Annotated in this window: 23 protein-coding genes; 8 read left to right on the forward strand and 15 right to left on the reverse strand. The window is 59.2% G+C overall.

The window, feature by feature from the left end; all coding sequences use genetic code 11:
- The first annotated feature begins 2 nt into the window (after positions 1–2).
- On the forward strand, positions 3–1,541 hold the full coding sequence (locus tag AC5S3R_RS20145; RefSeq protein WP_494268991.1) for an efflux transporter outer membrane subunit: 1,539 nt from the start codon (positions 3–5) through the stop codon (positions 1,539–1,541).
- Between the two features lie 56 nt (positions 1,542–1,597).
- On the opposite strand, the gene AC5S3R_RS20150 is transcribed toward AC5S3R_RS20145, so the two are convergent.
- From AC5S3R_RS20150 to AC5S3R_RS20160, 3 genes are read right to left on the reverse strand one after another with little or no spacing between them, the layout of a single operon-like run.
- Positions 1,598–2,458, reverse strand: a complete 861-nt coding sequence (locus tag AC5S3R_RS20150; RefSeq protein WP_494268992.1) for a DUF1003 domain-containing protein — start codon at positions 2,456–2,458, stop codon at positions 1,598–1,600.
- Between the two features lie 51 nt (positions 2,459–2,509).
- A complete protein-coding gene (locus AC5S3R_RS20155) occupies positions 2,510–3,217 on the reverse strand; it encodes an endonuclease III domain-containing protein (RefSeq protein ID WP_494268993.1) in 708 nt (235 codons plus the stop codon).
- Positions 3,218–3,219: 2 nt separating this feature from the next.
- Positions 3,220–3,564 carry a tetratricopeptide repeat protein gene (locus AC5S3R_RS20160; protein WP_494268994.1) on the reverse strand — a complete coding sequence of 115 codons (345 nt, stop codon included), beginning with the start codon at positions 3,562–3,564 and terminating at the stop codon, positions 3,220–3,222.
- 36 nt (positions 3,565–3,600) lie between these two features.
- Between AC5S3R_RS20160 and AC5S3R_RS20165 the strand changes: the two genes are divergently transcribed.
- On the forward strand, positions 3,601–4,017 hold the full coding sequence (locus tag AC5S3R_RS20165) for a secondary thiamine-phosphate synthase enzyme YjbQ (protein ID WP_494268995.1): 417 nt from the start codon (positions 3,601–3,603) through the stop codon (positions 4,015–4,017).
- A gap of 745 nt (positions 4,018–4,762) precedes the next feature.
- Here the strand turns inward: AC5S3R_RS20165 and AC5S3R_RS20170 are convergent.
- From AC5S3R_RS20170 to AC5S3R_RS20180, 3 genes are all read right to left on the reverse strand, one after another.
- Positions 4,763–5,593, reverse strand: coding sequence for a flagellar motor protein MotB (locus tag AC5S3R_RS20170; RefSeq protein WP_494268996.1), 831 nt, complete (start codon positions 5,591–5,593; stop codon positions 4,763–4,765).
- Positions 5,590–6,369, reverse strand: a complete 780-nt coding sequence (locus tag AC5S3R_RS20175; protein WP_494268997.1) for a flagellar motor protein — start codon at positions 6,367–6,369, stop codon at positions 5,590–5,592. Before AC5S3R_RS20175 ends, AC5S3R_RS20170 begins: the two co-directional genes overlap by 4 nt.
- 116 nt (positions 6,370–6,485) lie before the next feature.
- Positions 6,486–6,779, reverse strand: a complete 294-nt coding sequence (locus AC5S3R_RS20180; protein WP_494268998.1) for a flagellar FlbD family protein — start codon at positions 6,777–6,779, stop codon at positions 6,486–6,488.
- A gap of 245 nt (positions 6,780–7,024) precedes the next feature.
- Between AC5S3R_RS20180 and AC5S3R_RS20185 the strand changes: the two genes are divergently transcribed.
- The 3 genes from AC5S3R_RS20185 to fliS all read left to right on the forward strand — a co-directional run bounded on the left by AC5S3R_RS20185 (position 7,025) and on the right by fliS (position 10,206).
- Positions 7,025–7,921, forward strand: a complete 897-nt coding sequence (locus AC5S3R_RS20185; protein ID WP_494268999.1) for a flagellin N-terminal helical domain-containing protein — start codon at positions 7,025–7,027, stop codon at positions 7,919–7,921.
- Positions 7,922–8,090: 169 nt separating this feature from the next.
- Positions 8,091–9,740: a flagellar filament capping protein FliD gene (gene fliD / locus AC5S3R_RS20190; protein WP_494269000.1), complete on the forward strand. Its 1,650-nt coding sequence runs from the start codon at positions 8,091–8,093 to the stop codon at positions 9,738–9,740.
- Between the two features lie 19 nt (positions 9,741–9,759).
- A complete protein-coding gene (gene fliS, locus AC5S3R_RS20195; RefSeq protein WP_494269001.1) occupies positions 9,760–10,206 on the forward strand; it encodes a flagellar export chaperone FliS in 447 nt (148 codons plus the stop codon).
- A gap of 20 nt (positions 10,207–10,226) precedes the next feature.
- Here fliS and AC5S3R_RS20200 read toward each other — a convergent pair whose 3' ends face one another.
- The gene (locus tag AC5S3R_RS20200; protein WP_494269002.1) at positions 10,227–10,688 is read right to left on the reverse strand and encodes a MarR family transcriptional regulator; all 462 of its coding nucleotides are present in this window, start codon (positions 10,686–10,688) and stop codon (positions 10,227–10,229) included.
- Between the two features lie 61 nt (positions 10,689–10,749).
- Between AC5S3R_RS20200 and AC5S3R_RS20205 the strand changes: the two genes are divergently transcribed.
- Entirely contained in the window at positions 10,750–11,370 is a 621-nt protein-coding gene (locus tag AC5S3R_RS20205) for an NADPH-dependent FMN reductase (RefSeq protein ID WP_494269003.1), read from the forward strand.
- Between the two features lie 187 nt (positions 11,371–11,557).
- Here AC5S3R_RS20205 and AC5S3R_RS20210 read toward each other — a convergent pair whose 3' ends face one another.
- From AC5S3R_RS20210 to AC5S3R_RS20225, 4 genes are all read right to left on the reverse strand, one after another.
- Complete coding sequence (locus AC5S3R_RS20210; RefSeq protein ID WP_494269004.1) at positions 11,558–13,312, reverse strand: ABC transporter ATP-binding protein; 1,755 nt, start codon at positions 13,310–13,312, stop codon at positions 11,558–11,560.
- A 173-nt stretch (positions 13,313–13,485) separates the two neighbouring features.
- Complete coding sequence (lptG, locus tag AC5S3R_RS20215; protein WP_494269005.1) at positions 13,486–15,843, reverse strand: LPS export ABC transporter permease LptG; 2,358 nt, start codon at positions 15,841–15,843, stop codon at positions 13,486–13,488.
- A gap of 79 nt (positions 15,844–15,922) precedes the next feature.
- Entirely contained in the window at positions 15,923–18,133 is a 2,211-nt protein-coding gene (locus tag AC5S3R_RS20220) for a heavy metal translocating P-type ATPase (protein WP_494269006.1), read from the reverse strand.
- Position 18,134: 1 nt separating this feature from the next.
- Positions 18,135–18,350, reverse strand: a complete 216-nt coding sequence (locus AC5S3R_RS20225; protein ID WP_494269007.1) for a cation transporter — start codon at positions 18,348–18,350, stop codon at positions 18,135–18,137.
- A gap of 232 nt (positions 18,351–18,582) precedes the next feature.
- Here AC5S3R_RS20225 and AC5S3R_RS20230 point away from each other — a divergent pair, with 232 nt between their 5' ends.
- Together AC5S3R_RS20230 and AC5S3R_RS20235 are read left to right on the forward strand one after the other, a co-directional pair.
- On the forward strand, positions 18,583–19,038 hold the full coding sequence (locus AC5S3R_RS20230; protein WP_494269008.1) for an NUDIX hydrolase: 456 nt from the start codon (positions 18,583–18,585) through the stop codon (positions 19,036–19,038).
- Positions 19,039–19,041: 3 nt separating this feature from the next.
- Positions 19,042–19,956, forward strand: a complete 915-nt coding sequence (locus AC5S3R_RS20235) for an alpha/beta fold hydrolase (RefSeq protein ID WP_494269009.1) — start codon at positions 19,042–19,044, stop codon at positions 19,954–19,956.
- Positions 19,957–20,088: 132 nt separating this feature from the next.
- Here the strand turns inward: AC5S3R_RS20235 and AC5S3R_RS20240 are convergent, their stop codons facing one another.
- The 4 genes from AC5S3R_RS20240 to AC5S3R_RS20255 form a co-directional block, all read right to left on the reverse strand.
- Positions 20,089–20,931, reverse strand: coding sequence for a transporter family protein (locus tag AC5S3R_RS20240; protein ID WP_494269010.1), 843 nt, complete (start codon positions 20,929–20,931; stop codon positions 20,089–20,091).
- 246 nt (positions 20,932–21,177) lie between these two features.
- Positions 21,178–22,104: a malate dehydrogenase gene (gene mdh / locus AC5S3R_RS20245; protein WP_494269011.1), complete on the reverse strand. Its 927-nt coding sequence runs from the start codon at positions 22,102–22,104 to the stop codon at positions 21,178–21,180.
- A 171-nt stretch (positions 22,105–22,275) separates the two neighbouring features.
- Positions 22,276–23,676 carry an NADP-dependent isocitrate dehydrogenase gene (locus AC5S3R_RS20250; protein WP_494269012.1) on the reverse strand — a complete coding sequence of 467 codons (1,401 nt, stop codon included), beginning with the start codon at positions 23,674–23,676 and terminating at the stop codon, positions 22,276–22,278.
- A 119-nt stretch (positions 23,677–23,795) separates the two neighbouring features.
- On the reverse strand, positions 23,796–24,395 hold the full coding sequence (locus AC5S3R_RS20255) for a hypothetical protein (RefSeq protein WP_494269013.1): 600 nt from the start codon (positions 24,393–24,395) through the stop codon (positions 23,796–23,798).
- Positions 24,396–24,431: the final 36 nt, after the last annotated feature.

Consider the following 24,431-nt stretch of genomic DNA (forward strand, 5'->3'; position numbering starts at 1 on the left):
CTATGACTATGTTTGACATGAATCGACCGGAAGGGAAGCTGGCTGGAGCTGCCGCGCTTGTGTTGATGGCGCTGATGGCCGGCTGCCGCGTGGGGCCTGCTTACCACGCGCCGGTTCCGCCTGCAGTAACCGCGCCGAACTATAAGGAGTCGTCGGTTAATTTCCAGGATCAGGATGGATGGAAGGTTGCGAGCCCGCAGGATGCGGTGATTCGCGGCAACTGGTGGGAGATTTTCAATGAGCCTGAACTGAACGCTCTTGAAGAGCAGTTGAATGCTAACAACCAGAATATCCAGGTTTCGTATCAGAACTACATGGCTGCGCGTGCGATGATTGCCGAAGCGCGTTCGCAGTACTGGCCTACGGTCACCTTTAATCCCGCGTGGTCGCGTTCGCGCAATTCCGCGAACACGGGTGGCAACAATGGGGCCAACGGCAGCAACAAGGGAAGTGCGACTTCTTTGTGGTCGCTTCCGATTGATGTGTCATGGACGCCGGACTTCTGGGGCAAGATCAAGAATGAGGTTCGTGAGGCGCAGTACAGTGCGCAGTCGAGTGCTGCTGATCTTGCAACGGAGAAGCTTTCGATGCAGGCCAGCCTCGCGGAGTATTTCTTTGAGATTCGCGGACAGGATAATCTGCAGACGATTCTGGCTGCGACGGTGAAGGCGGATAAGGAATCTCTCGATTCCGTGCAGGGAGCTTATGACACGGGGACGGGCGATTCGCTGGCCGTATTGGAGGCGAAGAGCACGCTTGAGGCTGCGCAGTCGTCGCTGGTGAATGTTGGATTGCTGCGTGCCCAGTACGAGCATGCGATTGCCGTGCTTGTGGGCAAGGTGGCAACGGATTTTTCGGTTCCTGTTAAGCCGATGATTTATACGCCGCCGGCTATTCCGGTTGGTGTGCCTTCGCAGTTGGCGGAGCGCAGGCCGGATATTGCTGCAGCCGAGCGGACGCTGGCAGCAGCGAATGCCACGATTGGGATTGGTTATGGGGCATTCTTCCCGGATGTTACGTTGTCCGCATCCGGCGCGTTGGAGAGCTCTCTTTTTAAGCATCTCTTTGATTGGCCGAGCCGCGTGTGGTCCATTGGGCCTTCGGCATCCGAGACTATCTTCAATGGATGGCAGTATCGTGCCCAGTTGCGTCAGTACGAGGCGCAGTACAACGCGGATGTAGCAACGTATCGCCAGACTGTGTTGACGGCGTTTCAGCAGGTGGAGGATGCGCTGTCTGGTACTCGTGTTTATTCGCAGCAGATTCTGCATCAGCAGGAAGCTGTGAAGTCTGCGCAGCAGTCGTATGAGCTAGAGAGGGCGCGATACAACACGGGTATTGATCCCTATGTGGACGTGGTGACGACGCAGACCACGCTGCTGGGTGACCAGGTGACACTGAATTCGCTCCAGGTGCAGGAGATGCTGTCGGCTGTGCAGCTTATCCAGGCGCTTGGCGGTGGATGGGACCGCTCGCAGTTGCCGTCGCCTGCTGAGACTGGCGCAAAGGTGCCTGCTTCGAGCTACAAGATGCAGCAGTAACAAGCCGTAGAAATGCACCTGCGTATGGCTATACGCAGGTGCATTTTTTATTGCGCTTATTGCTGAGGGTTTGTGGGGGCTGATGTGCCGGAGGACTTGCGAAGAATATCTTCCACGTCTTCGAGCTTGTCTGTAATCAGGCTCAGGCGGCGCGAGAGGGATTGAATCTCCGCTTCAGCGCGGCGGTTTACATCAAAATCCAATTCGCTGCGGAGGCGATCCTTTGCGTCCTGGCGGTTCTGGCTCATCATGATGACCGGCGCCTGAATGGCGGCCAGCATGGAGAGGAAGAGATTGAGCAGGATGAACGGGTAGGGGTCCCATGCGTTTTTGCCGAGCACGATGTTGAGCGTGGAGTAGGAAATAAGCACGACGGCGAAGGTGATGATGAAGGCCCATGAGCCGCCGAACCCGGCAACGGCATCGGCGATGCGCTCGCCGAAGGTGGATTGCTCTTCGATGACTTCGTTGGGATTGCGGTTGGCGCGGCTGCGGACCAGTTTTTGCGCGGCGTGGAACTGGCGCGCTTGCGTGGTGAGCATGTCGATGCCTGCCATGGGGCGGCGCGTCAAGAGCACGGCGAGGTCATCGCGGCCAATTTCTAGGCAAGAGGTTTCTTCGAGCGCCATGGCGGAGGCCTGATGTTCTATTTGCTGCAGCATGGAGGCGAATCCGAAGAAATCGCCGTGCTGGGGCTCATCCACGATTACTTCCTGGCCATCTTCATCCGTGGTTGTTACCTGTACTTTGCCGGACATGACGACGTAGCCGTGTTCTCCGGGTTCGCCGGCCTTGAAGATGCGCTGGCGCGGTGCGAATTTCCTTACCTCGACCTGGGCGGCGAGGACGGCTGCTTCATCGTTGTCGAGAAGCGCAAAGAGGGGGACGTGGCGTAACTCTTCGGGATTGCAGGGCATGGGTAGCTCGCTTGATAGATTTTGGGGACGCTTGGCGTTGCCGTGAGTATTTTATTGCGAAATTGTAAAGATTGGATTTACAAGATCGGAGCGGAGGGGACAATTTTTGCAATCCGGGGTGCTGCCGCAGTGCGCTTTGCCTACAGCGACAGTGAGTGCATGGAACTCGTTGAAGAGCTGGGCGTGCTTTTCGGGCGGGTCGGAGGCGAAGGTCTGGCGGGTGAGTTGGGAGAGCGCTTCGTAGGTGCGGCGGTTGCGGGCGAGTGGGGATTGGAGCAGGTTGTGGCGCTCTGCGAGGCGGCGGAGGTATTCGTCTGCGACCGGGATGGGGTGGCCCAGGGCGTAGAGCAGGATGGCGTCGGCGGTTTCGGGGCCTACGCCGGGGAGGGAGAGTAGTTGCGTGCGGAGAGCGTCTGTGGGGGCGGCGGCCATGGTGTCGAGGGAGCCCTGGAAGTGGCTGTCTAAGAGAGCGAGGAATGCTTTGAGTGCCGGGGCCTTTCGGGTGATGAAGCCAGAGGGGCGGATTAACTGCTGAAGCTCTTCGAGGGAGAGGGCGCGCAGGCCTTCGATTGTGAGGACGTTGGCGGTGCGGAGGGCGTGGAGGGCGCGCTCTACGGCTTTCCATGAGGTGTTTTGGGTTAGGTAGGCTCCGATGATTACTTCAAAACGGGTCTGAGCTGGCCACCATGACTGCGGCCCGTAGGCCGTGAAGAGCAGGTCGTAGAGGTGGCGCAGGCGCCTGGCGGGGGTACGGGGCATGGTTATTCGGTTGGCGGCTCGGATAGTTGGCGCTTCCATTCGAGGATGCGGGCGCGGCCGGCGGCGGCTTCGGCTTCGGGGACGTGGCCTGCGGTTTGGAGCGAGATGGAGAGCGCGGTGTGGGCTAGCGGGTCGCTGGGGGCCAGGGCTGTGAGTGCGAGGGCTGCGGCTACGGATTGTTCGAGGCGGCCTGCGTCGCGGAGGGCGCGGATGAGGCCGTGGTGCGCTTCAAAGTAGTGGTCATTGGCGGCGATGGCGGCGCGGAAGGCTTGCGCTGCTTCGGCGGCCTGGCCGGAGGCGAGTAATTCCATCCCCTTTTCAGAGAGGCTTTCTGCGGTGTCTACCATTCTTCTTAGAATAAAAGGTGGAGGATAACTTACGCGATGAAAAGCCATACGGAGTACCTGGTGTTTGAGACGAAAAAGCGCCGCGAGATGGTGCATATCACCGACCAGGTGGAGGCGATTGTGCAGCGCAGTGGGGTGCGCGATGGGCTTTGTTTTGTTTCGCCGATGCATATTACGGCGGCGGTGTATGTGAACGATCTTGAGAGCGGGTTAATTGAGGATATTGGTAAGTGGCTGGAGGAGCTTGCTCCGGCTCTGCCGGGTTATAAGCATCATCAGACGGGCGAGGATAATGCGGATGCGCATTTGAAGGCGTTGCTGCTGCATCATGAAACTACGCTGCCGGTGACTGCGGGGCGGCTGGATCTGGGGACGTGGCAGCGGGTGTTTTATGCGGAGTTTGATGGGCAGAGGCGGAAGCGGGTGATTGTGAAGGTGCTGGGGGTGGAGTAGGGCGGGTTGTGTGCGACGCCGTGTGTATGCGCACAGTGGGGTCCTTCCCCAGATTGTTTGTTTTGTTTGAGTTGTGGGTGATTGCACAGGGACTGTGCAGTTTCTTTATTCCGGAACTGTGTAAAAGCGGGGGACAAGGTGTGCCTGCCATTGTGTGCATGGTGTCTCCTTTCTTTTGAGTTCGCGGCGCTTTGCGCTATAGCAGGAATTTAAGACACAACGCATGCCGCAGGAGCTATCAAGCTCAACCTGTTTTGGGTTGCCGGGGATAAATTCCCGGCCTACCTTTTGTGCCGATGTGTCGCTGAGGAGCGATATTGCATGTAAGTCTAGTTATATGTGCTAGATAATCTGTTTACCTGTTTGCTAACAGGTTTGTGAAAAGTGGTTACTTTGCAGAAAAAATAGCGCGAAAAAACTTTTTTGTGGTCTGGAAAGACAGAAAGCCCGGTTCGTTAGAACCGGGCTTTCTTGTTGGTGATTTTGAGTATGGCACAGATGGGGTTAATTGAGCGCAAGAGTTATCCACAGATTTGAGATTTATTTTGCATGGCATGCAGCGGCTGCGCGCTTGGCGCGCCACGGGGCTTTTGTGGCCCTCCCGGTGGTCGGGGTCGGGATGGGGGTGGGGGCAGCGAAAGGCAACCGCAGATCCTTCGCTCCGTCTACCCCACGAACGATGAAACCGTTCGCGGGGCCCCAATCCGCTTTGCTCAGGATGACAATGCCTGATTTGTTGGCGGGCTTATTTTGCTGGGGGGTCGGTGTCTGTGATTTTTTGCCACTGGCCGGTGGGATGGACTGGGTCGGCGGCGGCGAGGTTGATTTTGGGGCGGGGCATGATTACCAGGTCTACGCGGCGGTTATGGGAGCGGCCTTCTTCGGTGTCGTTTGTGTCCACGGGGTGGAATTCCGCGTAGCCGGCGGCGGAGAGCCTGTCGGAGGTGACGGCGTTGAGCGCGAGGAGAATTCGGGCTACGCTGGTGGCGCGGGCGGAGGATAGCTCCCAGTTGGAATCGAAGCGGGCGGTGTGGATGGGGACGTTGTCGGTGTGGCCTTCTACGCGGAGATCGTAGGGCATCTGGCTCAACTCAGTTGCGATGGTGCGCATGGTGTCGAGCGCTTCCTTGCGCGGGATTGCTGCGCCGGAGTCAAAGAAGCCCGCTTCACGCAGGCTGATGACGAGACCGTCCTTGCCCATGCGGAGAGAGACGGTGTGTTGTGCAACCTGATTCGACAGACGCTGGTTGAGCTCGCGGTTCATGCGGTTGAGGTCGTTCTTTACCTGCGCGGGGGCTAGAACGTCTTCGCCCATGACGATGTTCATGGCCATGGCTGCCTTTTCGGTGGCGGGGGAGACGTTCTTGGAGGACGAGAGACGCGATGCCTGGCCGAAGATGCCGAGGGATTTGAAGGCGGTGTCGATGGCTTCGGATACTTCTGCCTGACGCTTCTGGTCGGCTTGCGCGAATGCGTAGAGGACAACGAAGAAGGCGAAGAGGAGGGTGATGAAGTCCGCGTAGGAGATTAGCCAGCGCTCGTGGGAGACGTGGGCCTCATGCTTGCGGCGTCTCATGCGGCACGCTCCGCGCGTTCCTTGTCGCTGGCGGTGTCTTCGATAAATCCGCCGAGCTTGATTTCGAGCATGCGCGGGTTCATGCCTTCGAGGATGGAGACGACTCCTTCAATCATCATTTCGCGCTCCATGTAGTCGCCGCGAATGCGGAGGCGCAGCTTGCCAGCGAGGGGGAGGAAGAAGAGGTTGGCGATGCCGACGCCGTAGATGGTGGCGACGAAGGCGACGGCAATGCCGCGGCCTACTTCCTGCATGTTGTCGAGGTGGTGCATGACCTGAATGAGACCGAGGACTGCGCCGAGGATGCCGATGGTGGGCGCGAATCCGCCGGCGGACTCGAAGACGGCGGGCAAGCGGTCTTCACTTTCAGAGAGGCAGTCGAGGCTGACTTGCATGATTTTGCGCAGGTCGGCGGGCTCGGTGCCGTCCACGGCGAGCATGAGCGCCTGACGAAGGAAAGGGTCTTCGATGGCCTGCACGTCTGCGTCGAGCGAGACTACGCCATTGCGGCGGGCCTTGTTGGCGAAGTTGATGAGCATCTGAATGGTCTGGTCGTGCTGTTTGCGCGGCGGTAGAAAGGCGTGCATCATACGCCCGAAGGCAGCGAAGACGGTGCGCATGGGAAATTGCAGAAGAACCGCGCCGAGCGTGCCGCCGAGCACGATCATTGCCGCTGTGGGCTGCAGGATTTGGCCGATGTTGCCGCCTTCAATCAGAAGCCCGGCCAGGATGCCACCCAGCGCTAGAAATATGCCTGCAAAGCTTCCCTTGTCCATGAAATTACTCCTTGATGCTGCGAATCGATCTTGCCTGGTGCCTGGTGAAGCGTGCCTCAGGGGCTAAAGCCCGTACCCTTCGCGCTAAAGCTCGTACTGTTCAAAGCCAGTGCTCTTCAAAATGATTTGCTTCCTGATGAAGTGGCGTTGCCGCTGGTGTCCATGCGGAGGCTTGTTATGGATGCGACGCGGGTGATGTCCGCGTTGCTGCCGAGGCGATGCGCAACCTGGGCGAGCAGGTCGGCGCGATAGGCGATGACGCGCTTCATGACCTCGGGGCATTCTTCGCTCACGATCAGCTTTTCGCCTGTGATGAGGGTGAGCATGGTGTCGGGTGAGGACTCCGCGGTTTTAATCAAGTCGCTGTTTACCATCAGCGGGGTTCCGTTCAGGCGCGTGAGTTGAATCATTCGTGGCTCCTCAATCAACCTGGTTATCGGCGTGTGGAAATAAAGGTTCAAAAGATTAAGGCGGGGCGGTGGAAGTGTCCGCGGCGGGACAGTTGCGCTGCGGGATAAAGTCCGCTGTGCGGAGGCCGAAAAGATGCCAAGATGCGACCGGCAGTGCCTGGCGGCAGCTTCCAGGGAAGGCAGCAGAATGGGAGCGGGCAGTAAGGGCAGGGCCGCAATTTCAAGCATCCCTTAAGGAGAACCCCATGTCTTTGGGCGTTTTGAACAATCTGCCCGCGATGTTTGCGAGCTACAACCTGAACAACACGCAGTCTGGCCTGACGAAGACGCTGCAGCAGTTGTCGTCTGGTTCGAAGATCAACTCCGGCGCGGACGATGCCGCGGGCCTTTCGCTTGTTGACGGCCTTGGCGCGAACGCAACGGCACTGGCACAGTCCACGGTGAACGCGACTGAAGGTGTGGGCCTGCTCCAGGTGGCCGATGGCGCTCTCTCGCAAGTTACCAGCCTGCTCAACCGTGCCGTTACGCTGGCCACCGAGTCTGCCAACGGTACCCTCAGCACCAGCCAGTTGACGGCTGCCCAGGCTGAGTATTCGTCAATCATGGGTGAAATCGACAACATCGGCGCGACGACCACCTACAACCAGACAGCGGTCTTCGGCAATGCTGCCGGTGTTGCCATCTTCACGGGCGACTCTTCGACGGCTGGTTCTTCGACCGATACGCTGAGCCTCGGCGACCTGAACTCGACGACAGCTCTTGGCTTCTCTGCCAGCTCGGTTGCTTTTGCGGCGGGCGCGTTCACGGCAACCAACACGGCCGGCACCACGACGCCTGGCGCGGACGACATCAGCACGAACGCTGGCGCGAAGACCGCGCTGACGGACCTGAACTCGGCGATCTCCGCCGTGGCCCTGCAGGATGGCTACGTGGGTTCGCAGATCAACACGCTGAACGCCATCTCGAACGTTGAGGCGACGGAACAGCAGAACATCGTGGGCGCGCAGAACGCGGTGCAGGCCACGGATTACGCGACGGCCACCTCGAACCTGTCCAAGTACGAGATTCTTACCCAGACGGGCATCTCGGCACTGGCGCAGGCGAACAGCGTGCAGCAGGAAGTTACCAAGCTGCTGCAGTAAACCAACTCACTTAAATCGGAGAAACAGCCGATATACGGGAAGGGCGTCGATTGGCGTCCTTCCTGTTTTTGTTTGATGTGGGTGTGGGCAAGAATCCCTAAAGTCTTTCCAATCTGCCGCACATCCCAGTTGGTCCGTTATCTGCAATATGCGTATTCAGGAGAGTGACATGGGCACAGTTGGCTTGAGTTTCGGGTCGCCTACGAGTGGTACGGGATTTGATGTGAGCGCGACGGTATCGACGATTGTGGCGAATCTGCAAAAGGTGGAGACGCCGTGGAAGAACCAGTTATCGAACCTGGAGAGCCAGGACACGGCGCTGTCTAATCTTGGGACACTGTTCTCGAAGCTCTCGAATGATATGAGCGCGTTGACGGATTTTCAGGGCGTGCTTTCGCTGAAGCTGGGTTCGAGCTCGAATCCGGATTTGCTGGAGATTACTTCGGCATCTCCGACGGCGGCGACGGGGACGTATGACGTGACGGTGGATTCGCTAGCGACGACGGCGAATGGTTATGTGGACCCGATTACGAATGCTTCGGATGCGCTGACGGGGTCGATCACGATTAACGGCACGACCATCAATGTGCCGGCGACGGGGTCAGGCAATGACACGCTGCAGGGGCTGGCGAATGCGATTACCTCCGCGTCGATTGGCGTGACGGCGAGTGTGCTGACGGATGCGAATGGCTCGCGGATTTCGATTACGTCGAATACTTCGGGGAGCGGGGGCAGCCTGAGCGTTACTTCCGCGTTGACGGATTCTACGACGGGCGCTGCGCTGGCTTATACCTCCAAGCTGGCAACGGGTGCGAATGCATCCCTGACGGTGAATGGCGTGACGTTGTCGAGCACTTCCAATACGGTGTCGGGTCTGATTCCGGGCGTGACTTTTCAGTTGCTGGGGACGACTGCGGGAGCGGATATCCAGGTGGTGATTGCGAATGACAACAGCGATGTGGAGAGCACAATCAACCAGTTTGTGGGGGATTACAACTCGCTGATTTCTGCGATGAATGCGCAGGAAGGCAGAGATGCTTCGGGAAATGCGGAGCCGCTGTATGGTTCGCCGACGCTTTCGCTCTTGCAGCAGCAGCTTCTTTCGGGAATTAACTTCCAGAATCCGAATGGCTATCTGAGCTCGGTGTCGAACCTGGGGGATACGCTGACGGGCTCGATTACGATTGACGGCACGACTATCGATGTGCCGGCTGCGGGGTCGGGCACGGACAACCTGACGGGATTGGTGGCGGCTATCAATGCTTCCGGCGTGGATGCGACGGCGAGCATTGTGAGCAACGGCACGGGGCCGCAGCTTGTGTTGTCTCCGGCGACTGCGGGGGCGAGCCTTTCGGTCAGCTCAGCGATTACGGATTCCACTTCAGGCTCTACGCTGAGCTACAACAGCAATGGCGCGGGCATCTACGGGCTGACGAATCTTGGCATCACGATGAACAACGATGGCACGATTTCGTTGAATGAAAGCTCGCTGGACTCGGTTCTGAACTCGAATTATTCGGGTGTGCTGGCGTTCTTCCAGGATGCGAATAGCTGGGGTGCGACGTTCAACACGATGCTGAGCAATGCGGGGACGTCGAATCCGGTGGGCGTGTTGAAGCTGGCGCTCGGCTCGAACAGCAATATCGAATCTACGCTGAACAGCAATGTCTCGCGGCAGGAGCTGGTGATTTCTGCGCAACAGGTGAGCCTGACGAACGAGTTGAACTCGGCGAACGAGATTTTGCAGGAGTTGCCGACACAGTTGCAGGGCGTGGATGAGATGTATTCAGCGCTGAGTGGCTACAACGAGAAGAGCTAGTGCCTGGGAGCGCGGGGCTATGGGAACGTATCAGCAGCATGCTTTGAAGGGCGCCACCGCGGTGGAGTTGGTGGTGGCGCTCTATGACGGGATTCTTCGGTTTCTTTACTCGGCTTGTGATGCGGTGGAGCGTGGCGATGAGGCGGGGCGGCGCGCGGCGGTGAAGCGGGCGCTGGATATCATTCTGCATTTGCAGGCGCGGCTGCGGATGGATGTGGGCGGGAGGCCAGCGCAGGCGTTGAGTGATTTTTATGCTTCGATTTTTGCGCAGATATTGCAGGCTTCGCAGGGGGCTTCCAAGGCGAAGTTTGTGCATGCGATGGATTGCGTGAGGAATGTTCGCGATGCGTGGAAGCAGGTGGCGGAGAATCCGGAAGCGAACCGGATTGCGCCTGTGATGCGCGAGGGGATGGATTCTGGGTTGCCGATGGTGGATGGTGGTGGGCATGGCGGGTGGAGTGCTTAGGCGCTTTTTCTGCCAGCCTTCTATTCCTGCGATAAGCCCGCTCTCATGGAATCTGCAAGTCTTTGCACCAAGACTGGAAATATGCGGCGCTCTTCGGCTGACCAGTTGCGGACCATCTCATTGAGAAGTTTGCGCCGTGCTTCGGTGATGGCAGCGAGGGTGTGAGCGCCGGTTTTGGTGATGGTTGCTACGCGCATTCGCATATCGCCGCCGCGAGGGCTGGGGCGGCGCACCATGCCGAGCTGTTCCAGCCGTGCGAGTTGACGGCTGACGGTGGAAGGATCGCGCCCGACCTGTTCCGCAAGCTGCGCGACGCTTGTGGGGCCGGCGGCGTGCAGGCGCACAAGAAGAGGGAAGAGCGCGCGGTCGAGCGATACTCCGGCCATTTCCAATAGAACATCATCCTGGCGCGGGCTGTTCAGGCATCCGGTCAGGTCAATGAGCGCGGACGCGATGGCGTCCAATATCCGTGCATCATACATGCTTTACATTATTCCACGCGTGCGGCATAATGCGTGTATCATACATGGAATTGAGGCTGCCATGAGCGACGGTAAAAAAGTGCTGCTGGTGATGGGGAGCGTGCGGGCAGGGAGGGTTTGTCCGAAGATTACAGATTGGGTTCGCGGAATAGGGGAGCGCAGCACCGGGCTGAGCTATGAGGTTGTTGACCTGGCGGATTGGTGGCTGCCGATGGATGATGAGCCGGGGATTCCGGCGTTGAGCGAGTATGCACAACCGCACACGCGGGCATGGAGCGAGAAGATTGGGGGCGCGGATGCAGTTGTGTTTGTTACGCCGCAGTTTAACTGGGGCTATCCTGCGGTGCTCAAGAATGCCATTGACCATCTCTACCGGGAGTGGCGGGATAAGCCTGCTGCTTTTGTGACGTATGGCGGGCATGGCGGTACGCATTGCGCGCGGGATTTGCAGCGGGTGGCGGTTTCGCTGAAGATGCGGTTTGTGGGAAATGCACCGGCGCTGTGGTTGTCGGATGAGGTGATTCGACATAATGCGCCGTTGAATCCGGAGACGGATTTTGTGCGGCATGAGGCTTCAGTGAAGAAGGCTTTGAGAGAGCTGGAAGCCGGGATTGGCGGGCGGGAATCCGTGTTGGGTAGAGTGCGTCGGAAGATTAAGTCTGTAGTGCTGGCGATTACTTAGGGGGAGCAGGGTACAGGGGACGGGGTACAGGGTTTGTAGATAAACGGCGGAGGCTATAAACGGCTAAAGCTATAAAGAGCAAAGACTATATAAAGGCACCCGCAGATCCTTCCCTCCGCCTTCCCCATGAACAAAAAACGTTCATGGGGCTCCAAAGCGCTTCGCTCAGGATGACAAGTACTGGTGGTTAGGAGGCTACTGTTAGTTCTTCTTCCAGTTGTTGCTTTTGGAAGAGGCTGGCGTAGTAGCCGTCTAACGCTAATAACTCTTCGTGTGTGCCTAGTTCTACGATGCGGCCTTTTTCGAGTACGGCGATCTGGTTAGCGTGCTGGACTGTCGAGACGCGGTGGGAGATGAGGATGGTTGTTGCGTTCTGCGAGTAGTTGCTTAGGCCGTTGAGGATCTGCTCTTCGGTGTAGGTGTCTACGGAAGCGAGGGCGTCGTCGAGGATCAGGATGGACGGGCGGCGGAGCAGGGCGCGGGCGATGGCGGTGCGCTGCTTCTGGCCGCCGGAGAGGGTGACGCCGCGTTCGCCTACTATGGTTTCAAAGCCTTGCGGGAACTCCTCGAACTCCTTGCGGATGTGGGCGGCTTTGGTTGCCTGCAGCATCTCTTCGCTGGTTGCGGTGGGCGCGCCGAAGAGGAGATTTTCGCGTAGCGTTTCGCTGAAGAGGAAGGTTTCCTGTGGGACCATGCCTATGTTGTGGCGGAGGACGCTGAGGGGATATTGGCGGACGGGGCGGCCATCGACGTAGAGCGTTTCGTCCGGGGCTTCGAGCATGCGCGAGATGGTGTTGACGAGTGTGGTTTTGCCGGAGCCTGTGGGACCTACGATGGCGAGGCTGGAGCCGGCGGGGACGTGCAACGTTACGTTGTCTAGGACTTTGGTATCGCCGTAGCTGTAGTTGAGGTTGCGGAATTCGATTTCGCCGCGCAGGACGGTGGTTTCGGGGATGGACTGGTCGGCGTCGCGGTTGTCGATGGAGGGCTGCTCGCGCATCATCTCGTCGATGCGTTTGACCGACGCGGTGCCGCGCTGGAAGATGTTGACGACCCATCCGAGGGCAATGATGGGGAAGATGAGCAGCAGCATGTAGGTGTTGAATTCGACGAACTGGCCTACGGTGATGCGGTGCGTGATGACCTGGTGGCCGCCGGCGAGCAGCGTGAGGATGATGGAGCCGCCGAGGATGAATTCCAGCGTGGGCCAGAGCATGCCCATGAGCTGCACGAGACGCAGGGCGCGGGCGATGTAGCTGCGGTTGAGTTTTTCAAACTGCGCGATTTGCGCTTCTTCCTGTGCAAAGGCACGGACGAGGCGGTTGGCTGAATAGTTCTCCTGGGCTTGCGAGGAGATTTCTGAAAAGCCTTCCTGAATTTTTTCAAAGCGGTCGTGGATTTTGCGACCGAGGTATTGCACGAGCAGAGACGCGAGCGGTGCGGGGAGCATGGCTACGAGCGTGAGTGTGGGGCTGATGCGCAGAAGGTAGTAGAGCGCTCCGACGGAGAAGAGGATGGTGTTGGCGCTGTACATGATGGCTGGGCCGAGGAGCATGCGGACCGCGTTGAGGTCGTTGGTCATGCGGGCCATGATGTCGCCGGTGCGATAGCTGCGGTAGAAGCCGGAATCCATCTTTTCTAGATGGAGGAAGAGGTCGTTGCGGAGATCGAACTCGATTTCGCGGGAGATGCCGATGAGGACCCAGCGCTGGGCGTAGAGGAAGAGGCTTTTGACGACGCCGATGGCGAGGATGAGGCCGATGTAGAAGAGGATGGTGTTGCGGGTGGTGGAGGGGTGGGTGAGGGAATCAACCGTTTTGCCTACTACGCGGGGGAATTGGACGGAGACGATATTGGTGCCGATGACGAAGAGCGTGCCCCAGACATAGCCCCAACAGTAGCGGCGCATGTAGGAGTAGAGGGGGCGGAGGGAGCGAAGCATGGTTTTATTTTAGCTGTTAGCTCCTAGCTATTAGCTCTTAGCTCGGTGGTGGGAGTGCGGACTTTTGTGGTGTCCCACCCTTGCGACAGAAAGAAGTCGCAAGGATGGGGCACGGAACTTATGGAGTACAGGGAACAAGCTAAAAGCTAATAGCTAAAGGCTAAGAGCTGCTTTTACGTTGGCGTGCGCAACAACAAATAGCCGCCGGTCAGGCCGAAGAGGATGTCTGAGGACCAGGCGGCTAGTGGTGCGGGCAAATAATTTACGTTGCCCATGGCTCCGAAGAGGTTGTCGATTACCCAGTAGGTTAGTGCTACGCCTATGGCCACGGCTATGCCGGAGAGGCTGCCGCGGCGGCCCATGCTGAGGGCGAAGGGGATGGCCAGCATGGCCATGACGATGGCTATGAGCGGGTAGGCGAGTTTGTGCCAGAGGGCTACGCGGAGGCGCATGGTGTCGAAACCGCTTTGGCGGAGGTCGCGGATGTATTTGTCGAGCTGGCCGAAGTTCATCTCCTGCGATTGCAGGCTTTCTTTCGAGAAGTAGCTGGGCTCTTCATGGATTTCACTGAAGCTGGTGTTGATGAACTGGCGGAAGTTGGTCTGGTTGGCTCCGTCGAAGTCTCGCTCCCAGCCGTTTTGGAAACGCCAGGTGTGGGCGTCGCCGTCCCAGACTACGCGGGAGGCGAAGATGCGGCGGGTGACGGCGAAGGATCTCGGGTCCAGCTCGAAGATGGACATGTTGGCGAAGGCTTCCTGATCGCGGTCGAAGAACTGGTAGTAGAAGATGCGGTCGGGCTCGCCGTGAGCGGGCTGGCCGAAGATCCATTGACGCTCGGGGTTGAGGAAGGTGCGCGGGGGACGGCCTTTGATGGTGCTGCGGAGCGATTCCTGCTTGCGGTTGGCTTGCGGGAGATAGAACTCGTCGAAGAGGAAGAGCGAGATGGAGAGGATGGCGGCGATGGAGACGATGGGGACGACGAGGCGGTAGAGGCTGATGCCGGTGGCCTTCATCGCGATGATTTCGCTGTTGCGGTTGAGGACGCCGAAGGTGACCAGCACGGCGATGAGTACCGCAAGAGGCGCGATGCTGTAGAGCATCGAGGGGGTGAGGTTGAGCAGGTAGTCGCCGACGATGATGAGCGAGATGTGGTTGCGAATGATGTCGCCTACTAGCTCGAAGAAGGTGAAGACGAGCATGAGGAGGACGAATCCGCTGAGGACCATGAAGAAGGTGTTGAGGAACTGGCGGATTACGTACTCGTCGAGGATGCGCGGGAAGCCTCCGGTGGATTTGCGGAGGGCGCGGGGCTGGAGGCGCTCGAAGAAGCTGCCGAGTTTTTCTCCTCCTTCATGGAGGGCGGCGGCGGGGTTGAGCTTGGGGGTGCGCGCGGTGAGCGAGACGATGGCGGAGAGGACGCGGCCTCCGTTGGCCATTTGCCAGAGCAGGAAGATGCCTGCGGCGGCGAAGAGGATGTTGGCCATCCAGACGCCGGCGAAGACGGGGAGCTTGTCCTGGCGGGCGATGGCTACTCCTGTATAGGACAGGATGTAGTAGAGGAGTACGAGCAGGAGCGTGAAGACGAAGCCGGAGCTTTTGCCTCCGCGGCGGGAGACGATGCCTAGCGGTACGCCTACGAGCATGAGGACTAAACAAGCCGCAGGGTAGGCGAAGCGGGTGTTGAGCTCGATGAGGAAGCGGCGGCGGTCGGGGCGTGTGGTGGTGGGCGCGTGGATGCGGCTGAGGAGGTCGCTGGTGGGGATGGCGTAGATGGCCGTGTCCATGCGGCCGAGGTGCGCGGTGTTTTGCGGGTTGAGGTCTAGTGCGAGGTCGGTGGTGGAGAAGGCGGAGACGCTGTACTGGTCAGCCTGCTCGGGTGTGTTTTCGTGGCGCTGGCCGTCGCGGAGGCGCATCATGAGCTCTTGTGTGTTGTTGCTGACGACGGTGGCTGAGGTGGCGGTGGTGATGCGCGGGGTGGACGGGTCGGAGACGTCGGCCATGAAGACCTGACGCCAGTTGGCTGCTCCGGTGCCGCTGCGGACGTCCTGCACGTAGAGGACGAAGTTGCGGAAGTCTTCAATGAAGACGCCGCGCTCGATTTGATAGGAGGCTTGCGAGGCGGCTAGCTGCTGCTCCATGTCGAGGATGGCCTGGTTGGCTTTGGGATTGACATAGAGCGAGTTGAGAAGACCGAGACCGCAGCCGCCGAGGGCAACGATAGAGGAGACGCGGACGAAGTATCCGACGCCGAGGCCGCCGGCGCGCATGGCGATGATTTCGCTGTCGGCGGCGAGGCGGCTGAGGCCCAGCAGGATGCCGACGAGGACCGACATGGGGATGGTCACGTTGAGCAGATAGGGCAGTGTGAAGAGGAAGATTTCCGCGACGTTGGAGAAGGTGGAACTGTTGCGCACGACCGTTTCGAGAATCTGCGGGAGGTGCGGCATGAAGAGAATGAAGGTGAATAATGCGCAGCCGATGAGGGCGTGGGAGAGGATTTCGCCGAGGATGTAGCGGGTCAGGATGCGCATGTCTGCTCTTGGTTCAGTTTAACAAGCAGGAGACGGGGTACAGGGGTATGAAAGACGGGGACTCTGGGGACCGAAAGGCTTACCTGGCTGGGCTCCAGGTGCGGAGGCGCAGGCTGTTGGCTAAGACGCTTACGGAGCTGAAGGCCATGGCGGCTGCGGCGGCCCAGGGGCTTAGCAGGATGTGGAAGGCGGGGTAGAGGGCTCCTGCGGCTAATGGGATGCCTATCAGGTTGTAGCCTGCGGCCCAGTAGAGGTTTTGGCGCATGATGCGGATGGTTTGGCGGGCGAGGCCGAGCGCGGCGGGGATGGCGGCGGTTTCGGAGCGGAGAAGGAGGACGTCGCCTGCTTCCTGCGCGAGGTCGGCTCCGGCTCCCATGGCGATTCCGGCGTCGGCCTGGGCGAGTGCTCCGGCGTCGTTGATGCCGTCGCCAGCCATGGCTACTTTGCGGCCTATCTGCTGCAGGGCGCGGATGGCGGCGAGTTTTCCGGCGGGGTCGAGGGAGGATTCTACGGCGGTGATGCCGAGTTGCGCGGCGATGGATTTTGCGGCGACTTCGGAGTCGCCGGTGAGCATCTGGAGATAGAGGCCGGATTTTTTGAGCTGTGCAACGGCGGCTGCGGCGTTGGGTTGCAGGGCGTCTTGCGCGTCGAAGTATGCGACTGGGGTGTTGTCTACGGCCATCCAGAGGCGGGTTACACCGGGGGTGGGGGCTTCAATGTTTTCGGGGAGATTGAGGAAGGATTCCGCGAAGAGGGCGGCGTTGCCCAGCATGATTTCGTGATTTTCAACGCGGGCGGTGAGGCCGCGGCCGGGGATGATTTGTACGTCTTCCGCGGTGGGCCATGTGAGGTTGGCGGCTTTGGCGTGGTCTACGATGGCGTGGGCTAAGGGGTGGTTGGAGCGTTCTTCGGCGGAGGCTGCGAGGCGTAGCAGCGTTGGCTCGTCGAATGTGCTGAATGAGTGTACGGCTTGAAGGACGGGGCGGCCTACGGTTAGCGTGCCTGTCTTGTCGAGGGCGATGGTGTCGGAGTTGGCGAGGCGTTCGAGGGCTTCGCCACCTTTGAAGAGGATGCCGAGTTGTGCGCCGCGGCCTACTGCTACGGTGAGGGCGGCGGGAACGGCGAGTCCCATGGCGCAGGGGCAGGCGATGACGAGCACTGCCACTGTGCTGGCGATGGATTGCGCTAGGGAATGCGTGGCGAGGAGCCATGCGGCGAAGGTTATGGCGGCGAGGACGAGCACGACGGGGACGAAGATGGCGGAGGCGCGGTCGGCGAGGCGTTCCATGGGGGCGCGGGAGCTTTGGGCCTGTTCGACGAGGCGGGTGATGCGGGAGAGGACAGTTTCTTCGCCGAGGGAGCTGGCTACGCATTCGACTGCGCCGTCGTAGTTGAGCGAGCCGGCGAGGACGCGGCCTCCGGTGGTGCGTTCGAGCGGCGTGGATTCGCCGGTGAGCATGGATTCGTCTACGGTGGTGCGGCCAGTGGCTACGGTGGCGTCTACGGGGAAGCGCTCGCCGGGGAGAACGAGGACGCGGTCGCCGGGGCGGATTTCTTCGAGGGGGACGATGGCTTCGGCTCCGTCCACGATGCGGCGGGCGGTGACGGGCTGCGCTTTGCTGAGGGCGTTGAGCGCGGCTAGGGCGCGGTGCTTGGCGCGTTCTTCGAGGGCTTTGCCTAACAAGAGGAAGCCTAGAATCATTAAGACCGCGTCGTAGTAGACCATTTGAGCGGGACCATGATTCAAGTGAGGCCAAATGGTTACGAATGCGGAATAGAGAAATGCCGCGCTGGTGCCAAGGGAGACGAGCGTGTTCATGTTCGTCGTGCCGTGGAGCAGGCCGCGCCATGCGCTGATGTAGATGGTGCGTCCGGCCCAGGGGGCGAGAATTGCGGTCATTAGGAGCAGGAGCCAGTCGATCAGGCTGGGCTCAGCCATGTGCATGGGCTGGCCGGGGTGCATGGTTAGCACCATTGCCACGAGCCCGGCGGCGATGGCTACGGCGGATTTGAGGCCGTAGTGCAGGTTGGGGAGTTGTTCCTGTTGCTGCTCGCCGTTGGCGTGGGGGAGGACTGCGTCATAGCCTGCGTTGCGGATAGCGGTGACGAGCGTGTCGGGCTGCGCTATGGCGGGGTCGAAGAGGATGTGGGCGCGGTGGGCCATGAGGTCCACGCGGGCCTCTTCGACGCCGCTGGTGTGGAGCAGAGCTTCTTCGACATGGTGCTGGCAGGCGGCACAGGTCATGCCTACGACGGGCAGTGTGATGGACTCTGTTGCCTGCGTGGGCATGTTAGTTGCTCGCTGCGGCTGTGACGTGTGCCTTGTAGCCAGCTTTGGCGATGGCTTCGATGGCCTTGGCTTCGGTTTCTGCGGTGGCGGATTCGATGCGTACCGCACCTACGCGGACTTCTGCTGCGTTGAGTCCCGCGGTGGCGAGCGCCTGGCCTACGCGGCGGATACATGCGCCGCAGTGCATTCCATCAACTTGCAAAGTTAGTTCTGCCATAAGTTCCTCTTTACTAAGGATGCCACTTTGGGGGAAAAGATGCGTGGGTGGGATGTCGGAATCTTGCGGAGATGTTGGGAAGGCAGGGGATAGGGAGTAGAAGACAAAAGCAAAACCTCAGGGGCTAAAGCCCAGTGCTTTTCCTTGGGTTCTTGATTGCCGGGGATAAATCCCCGGCCTACCTGTTGCTGCCTGACATTTCTTGTATGGGGTTGGCTTTATGGTAGTGGGTATGCAGAGAGAGTTTCCTGAGATGCCGTTGGTGGGCGTTGGCGCGGTGGTGGTGCATGAGGGGCGCGTGTTGCTTGTGAAGCGCGGCACGGAGCCGGGGCTTGGGCAGTGGTCGCTGCCGGGTGGGTTGATTGAGCTGGGGGAGTCGCTTACGGATGCGGTTGTGCGTGAGGTTCGGGAAGAGACGGGGTTGGTGGTTGAGGTTGTTGAGCTGATTGAGTTGGTGGACAGGATTTATCGGGATGGCGAACGGGTTCGCTACCATTACGTTGTTGCGGATTATCTTTGCAAGGTGGTTGGTGGGGAGCTTGAGGCTGCTTCTGATGCTGCGGCTGTGCGATGGGTGGAGCGGGCGGAGTGGAATAGCCACTCGGCGCTGAAGCTGGATGCGATGATGGTGCGGATTGTTGAAGCGGGATGGCAGCGGGCCAAGGCGCTGCACATGGGAGACAAATAGAAGATGGCGATTCGAAAACGGATTTGGATTCCGGGTGTGGTGTTGTTGCTGATTGCTGCGCTTGGTGTGAGTTTTTATCTGCGGCCGGTGGAGTTTTTTAACTGGCAGGTGGATTTTCAGATGCGCTCGCAGGGGATTGAGAGCCATGAGGTTACGGTTTCCGGCTACAAGGTGCACTACATTGCGCTGGGGCCGGAGAATGGCGCTCCGGTGGTGCTGGTGCATGGACTGGGCGGGCATGTGGAGGACTGGCGCAACCTGATGCCGTATGTTGCTGCTGCCGGTTTTCGCGTGTATGCGCTGGATTTGCCGGGGTATGGGAAGAGTGAGCAGCCGAAGGACTTTTCTTACTCGGTGCGGGATGAGGCCAATGTGGTTGTTGGTTTTCTGGATGCGCTGGGGTTGGGGCAGGTGGATTTGGCGGGGCACTCCATGGGCGGATGGATTGTGCAGATTGTGGCGCATGCGCATCCGGAACGAGTGAGACGGCTGATGGTTTTTGACAGCGTGGGACTGAGTGAGAGGCCGACGTGGAATACGAACCTGTTTACGCCGACGAATGATGATGAGTTGTGGCAGTTGACGGAGCTGCTGATTCCGAATCCGCCGCATGCGCCGGAGTTTATCAATCGCGATATTTTGCGGATTTCAGCGAAGAATGCGTGGGTGATTCATAAGGCGATGAACTCCATGCTGAACGCGGATGGTGATGTGACGGATGCGATGCTGCCGCAGTTGAAGATGCCGGTGCTGTTTTTGTGGGGCGATCTGGACAAGACTACGCCGCTGAGTCTGGGTGAGAAGATGCACGCGCTTGTGCCGCAATCGAAGCTGGAGATTGCGAAAGGATGCGGGCATCTTGCGCCTACGCAGTGTGCAGATCAGTTTGGGCCGGTGGTGCAGAGGTTTTTGAGATAGGGGACAGGGTTGTAGATAAAAGGCAAAAGCTATAAAGGGCGTTATATATCCCATTCATGCGACAAAAAACGTCGCATGAATGGGGCACCCAGCACCCAGTTTTGTTGAGATTGACGCGAGTCATTTTGTGACCTAGAAGATCCAGCGGGCGGTCATTACTAACGAGTGGTTGAAGCTGTGGAAGTGGCTGGTGGCGATTTGCATGCCTGCGCCTACGGCCAGGCCGGGGCGGGATTTGGGGTCGCTGGGGTGGAGCTTGAGCTTGCCTACGATCAGGCCGGGAGTGACGAACTCCTGCATCTTGCCGTGATTGGAGCCGCCTTTGAACCATGTGGCGTTGCTTTCGAGTTCCGGCCATACAAATTTGGCGAGATGGTATTGCGCGGCGGCGTTCCATGCTACGGGGTTGCCGGTTGTTGTGGTTGCTGGTTTGCTGGTGTAGAGCGTGGTTCCGGCGGTGGTTTGAATGTCGAATTTGCCGAAGCCTTTGCCTATGGCGAGATTGGGCGCGATGCTGGCGTTGGCGGAGCCGTTTTTGTAGTTGCCGGTGGGTACGGTGGCGAGGGCGAAGACGCTGATGACGTAGTGGCCGTGGGTTTCGTTGCCGCTGGCGAGGCGGGCTTTGCCGAGGAAGGACATGTCGCCCCAGCCGTCTTTTACGGCGGGCGCATTGTGGAAGATGTAGGGCGGCAGGTTTACGTCGATTTCTACGGGATTGAAGGGGATGAAGCTGACGCCTTTGCTGTTGTCGATGTTCCATGTGCCGGTGCGCGTGGGGGTGATCTGGTGGAGTATGTCCGTGCGAACGACCTGGAAGAGGCCGGTGTAGGTGGTGACGAGCGGCGGCGGCCAGTTTGGCTGTTTGGATTGGATGGCCGAAGTACGTGCGGAGAAACGCGCGTAGAAGTTCTGGTCTTGTGCGTGCACACTGGCGGAGACAAGCAAAAGCAGCAGGGAAGATAAAAGTGGTTTCATAATGTGCTGCTCAGCATCACAGCGCATTGTGAGGACAGGCAACGGATGGAAGGTTGAGGGATTTCTCCATCGAAATGTGGAGATTCGCTGCTTGAATTGGTCTAGTGGAAAGATGAGAGCGAGCGGTGTCGGTATCCCATTCATGCGACAAAATGCGTCGCATGAATGCGGCACCCAGAGTTTTGGGTATATGTAAAAGAAAAAGGGCCGCTGGTGCGGCCCTTTGTTGTGTGATGTTGAGTTGAACTAGACGCCGATGACAGCGCAGAGTTCCTTGACGGCTTCTGCGGACTTTTTGAGGGCGGCGTCTTCTTCGGGGGTGAGCTTGATTTCGATGATCTGCTCAAGGCCAGCGGCGCCCAGCTTGCAGGGAACGCCGATGTAGTAGCCGCTGATGCCGTACTCTCCTTGCAGGTAGGCTGCGCAGGGGAGGATTTTCTTCTTGTCCTTGAGGATGGCTTCTACCATTTCTACGGCGGCCGCGGAGGGGGCGTAGTAGGCTGAGCCGGTTTTGAGGTGCTTGACGATTTCCGCGCCGCCGTCACGGGTGCGCTGGACTAGCTGCTCCAGGCGCTCGGGAGCGATGAGTTCGGTGATGGGGATGCCGGCAACCGTCGAGTAGCGCGGGAGCGGAACCATGGTATCGCCGTGGCCGCCGAGGACGAATGCGGTGACGTTTTCTACGCTGACTTTGAGCTCTTCTGCGATGAAGGTGCGGAAGCGGGCGGAGTCGAGAACGCCGGCCATGCCGATGACGCGCTCGCGGTTGAAGCCAGCCTGGCGGAAGGCGGTCTGCGCCATGGCGTCGAGCGGGTTGGAGACGATGATGAGGATGGACTCGGGCGACTGCGCTACGACCTTCGAGACGACATCCGACATGATTTTGAAGTTGGTGTTGAGCAGGTCATCGCGGCTCATGCCGGGCTTGCGGGCGATGCCGGCGGTGATGACGATGATGTCGGAGTTCGCGGTGGCGGCGTAGTCGTTGGCTCCGATGAGCTGCACGTCGCGCTTTTCAATGGGCATGGATTCGGCGAGGTCGAGCGCCTTGCCCTGCGGGATGCCTTCTACAACGTCGATGAGGACAACGTCGGCGAGTTCCTTGGAGGCGATCCAGTGGGCTGCCGTTGCGCCTACGTTGCCGGCGCCGATGATGCTTACTTTTTTGCGCATTTCAAAATTCTCCTGAGCTTTTAGCCATTAGCTCTTAGCTTTTAGCTGCAAAGCGTTCTGCTGGCCGTGTTTTGAGCAGACTGGTCGAACAAACTCTTTTTCGGCAAGCGCATAATTGTCGAACTGATAACAGAATAGCTAAAAGCTAAGAGCTAATAGCTAGAAGCTGTCTCACATATTGCCGATGATGCGTGTTGCGAATTCGCTGGTGCCGACTTTGGTTGCGCCTTCGGTCTGGCGCTCGAAGTCGTAGGTTACGAATTTTTGCTGGATGGTTTTTTCCATGGCGGTTTCTACTAGGCGCGCGGCTTCTTTCCAGCCTAAGAAGTCGAGCATCATTACGCCGGAGAGGATTACGGAGCCGGGGTTGATTACATCCTTGTCGGCGTACTTGGGGGCGGTGCCGTGCGTGGCTTCAAAGACGGCATAGCCGTCGCCGATGTTGGCGCCGGGGGCGATGCCGAGGCCGCCGACTTGTGCTGCGGCTGCGTCAGAGATGTAATCGCCGTTGAGGTTGCTGGTGGCGAGGATGGAGTAATCCGACGGGCGGATGATGATTTGCTGGAAGATGGAGTCGGCGATGCGGTCGTTGATGAGAATCTTCGACTTCCATGCGCCGTTGCCGTGCGACTTGCCGATGGAGTCGAGGACGCCTTTGACTTCGGCGTAGAGCTCGTCGCGGAAGGATTGCGGGGCGAATTCAAGGCCGGGCTCGATGAGAGCGGCGTTTTGTTCGACGGTGAGACTGGGGTTGGCTTCGACGTTGCCTAGTATCCAGCTTTCGCGCTCGGTGACGGTGTGCTCGCGGAACTCTTGTGTTGCTACTTCGTAGCCCCACTCGCGGAATGCGCCTTCAGTGAACTTCTGGATGTTGCCTTTGTGGACGAGGGTGACGGTTTTGCGGCCGGACTCAATGGCATGGTTGATGGCATAGCGGACGAGGCGCTTGGTGCCGAAGATGGAGATGGGCTTGATGCCTACGCCGGAGTCGAGGCGGATTTTCTTCTTGGTTTTGGAGAGGAGGCCGTTGTTGAGGAAGTCGAGGAGCTTGGCGGCATCTTCGGAGCCTTCCTTGAACTCGATGCCGGAGTACACGTCCTCGGTGTTCTCGCGGAAGATTACGATGTCTACCTTTTCAGGGTGCTTCACGGGGCTGGGAACGCCCTGATAGTACTTGACAGGGCGGACGCAGGAGTAGAGGTCGAGGATTTGGCGAAGCGCGACGTTGAGGGAGCGGATGCCGCCGCCTACGGGCGTGGTGAGCGGTCCTTTGATGGAGACGCGGAGGTCACGGGCGGCGTTGACGGACTCGTCGGGGAGCCATGTGTTGAACTGCTTGTAGGCTTTTTCACCGGCGAAGATTTCGAACCACTTGATGGAGCGCTTGCCGCCGTAGGCTTTTTCTACAGCGGCGTCGAAGACTCGCTGGGATGCTTTCCAGATGTCGCGGCCGGTGCCATCGCCTTCGATGAAGGGAATGATGGGGTTGTCGGGGATGGTGTATTTGCCGTTTTCGTAGGTGATGGGCTGCCCGTCAGTGGGCAGCGAAAGGCCGTTATACGTGGATGACATGGCAGTGGCAGTGTCCTCTTGGATGGAATGAAAAAGCAAAGAGGAAGCCTACCACTGGGAAATCAGGAGTGGCAACGCGGCGCGTCACATGGTGGTGTGTTGCTGGACACGGGTGCGAGTCAGCGCTGTATCGTGCTGTCGTCGAACTTGGGGATTCCGAAATGGCCGCGCAGGTGGAAGATGTCCACGGGGCTGAGGTTGCCGGCTACGGTGACGAGCGTTACGGAGCGCGGGGTTTCGGCAAGGAAGACTACGCCACGGACGTTCATGCCGTCTAGGACGGTCCATACATCGGTGTGGCCGTTGTGGACAGGGCCACCGTCGCCGCTGGTGGTGATGTAGTGCTTCCAGCCACGGAGATGGTAGGACTCGCGGATGGCGTTGACGGCTCCTTCATCGGGGATGCCGTTGCCGAAGCGGAGAATGTGTACGCTGACGCCGTCGAGCTTGTTGAAGGCGCTGCGGGTGGGCTCGTCCGTGTTGGGGATGAGTCCACTGGCGAGGCGGAGCATGTTGCGGTCGAGGGTGAAGCTGTCTTTGAGCGATGCCTGAGCGCTTAAGGTTGCTAAGGCCGGCGGAGTCCATTCGAGGGGGACGGGGTTTGTGTCTGGAACGGCAGGCGGAGGAGCGGGCTGGCTGGGTGGTTGTTGTGCCTGTGCGCCTGTTGCGGTGAAGAGGCCGCAGTATAGGAGCAGTCCGATCCTGACGAGCTGGTTCATGTTTGGTGAGACACGAAGGCGGGAGAAAAGTTTCGA

This window comes from Occallatibacter sp. FHG110214_02 (assembly GCF_059115385.1).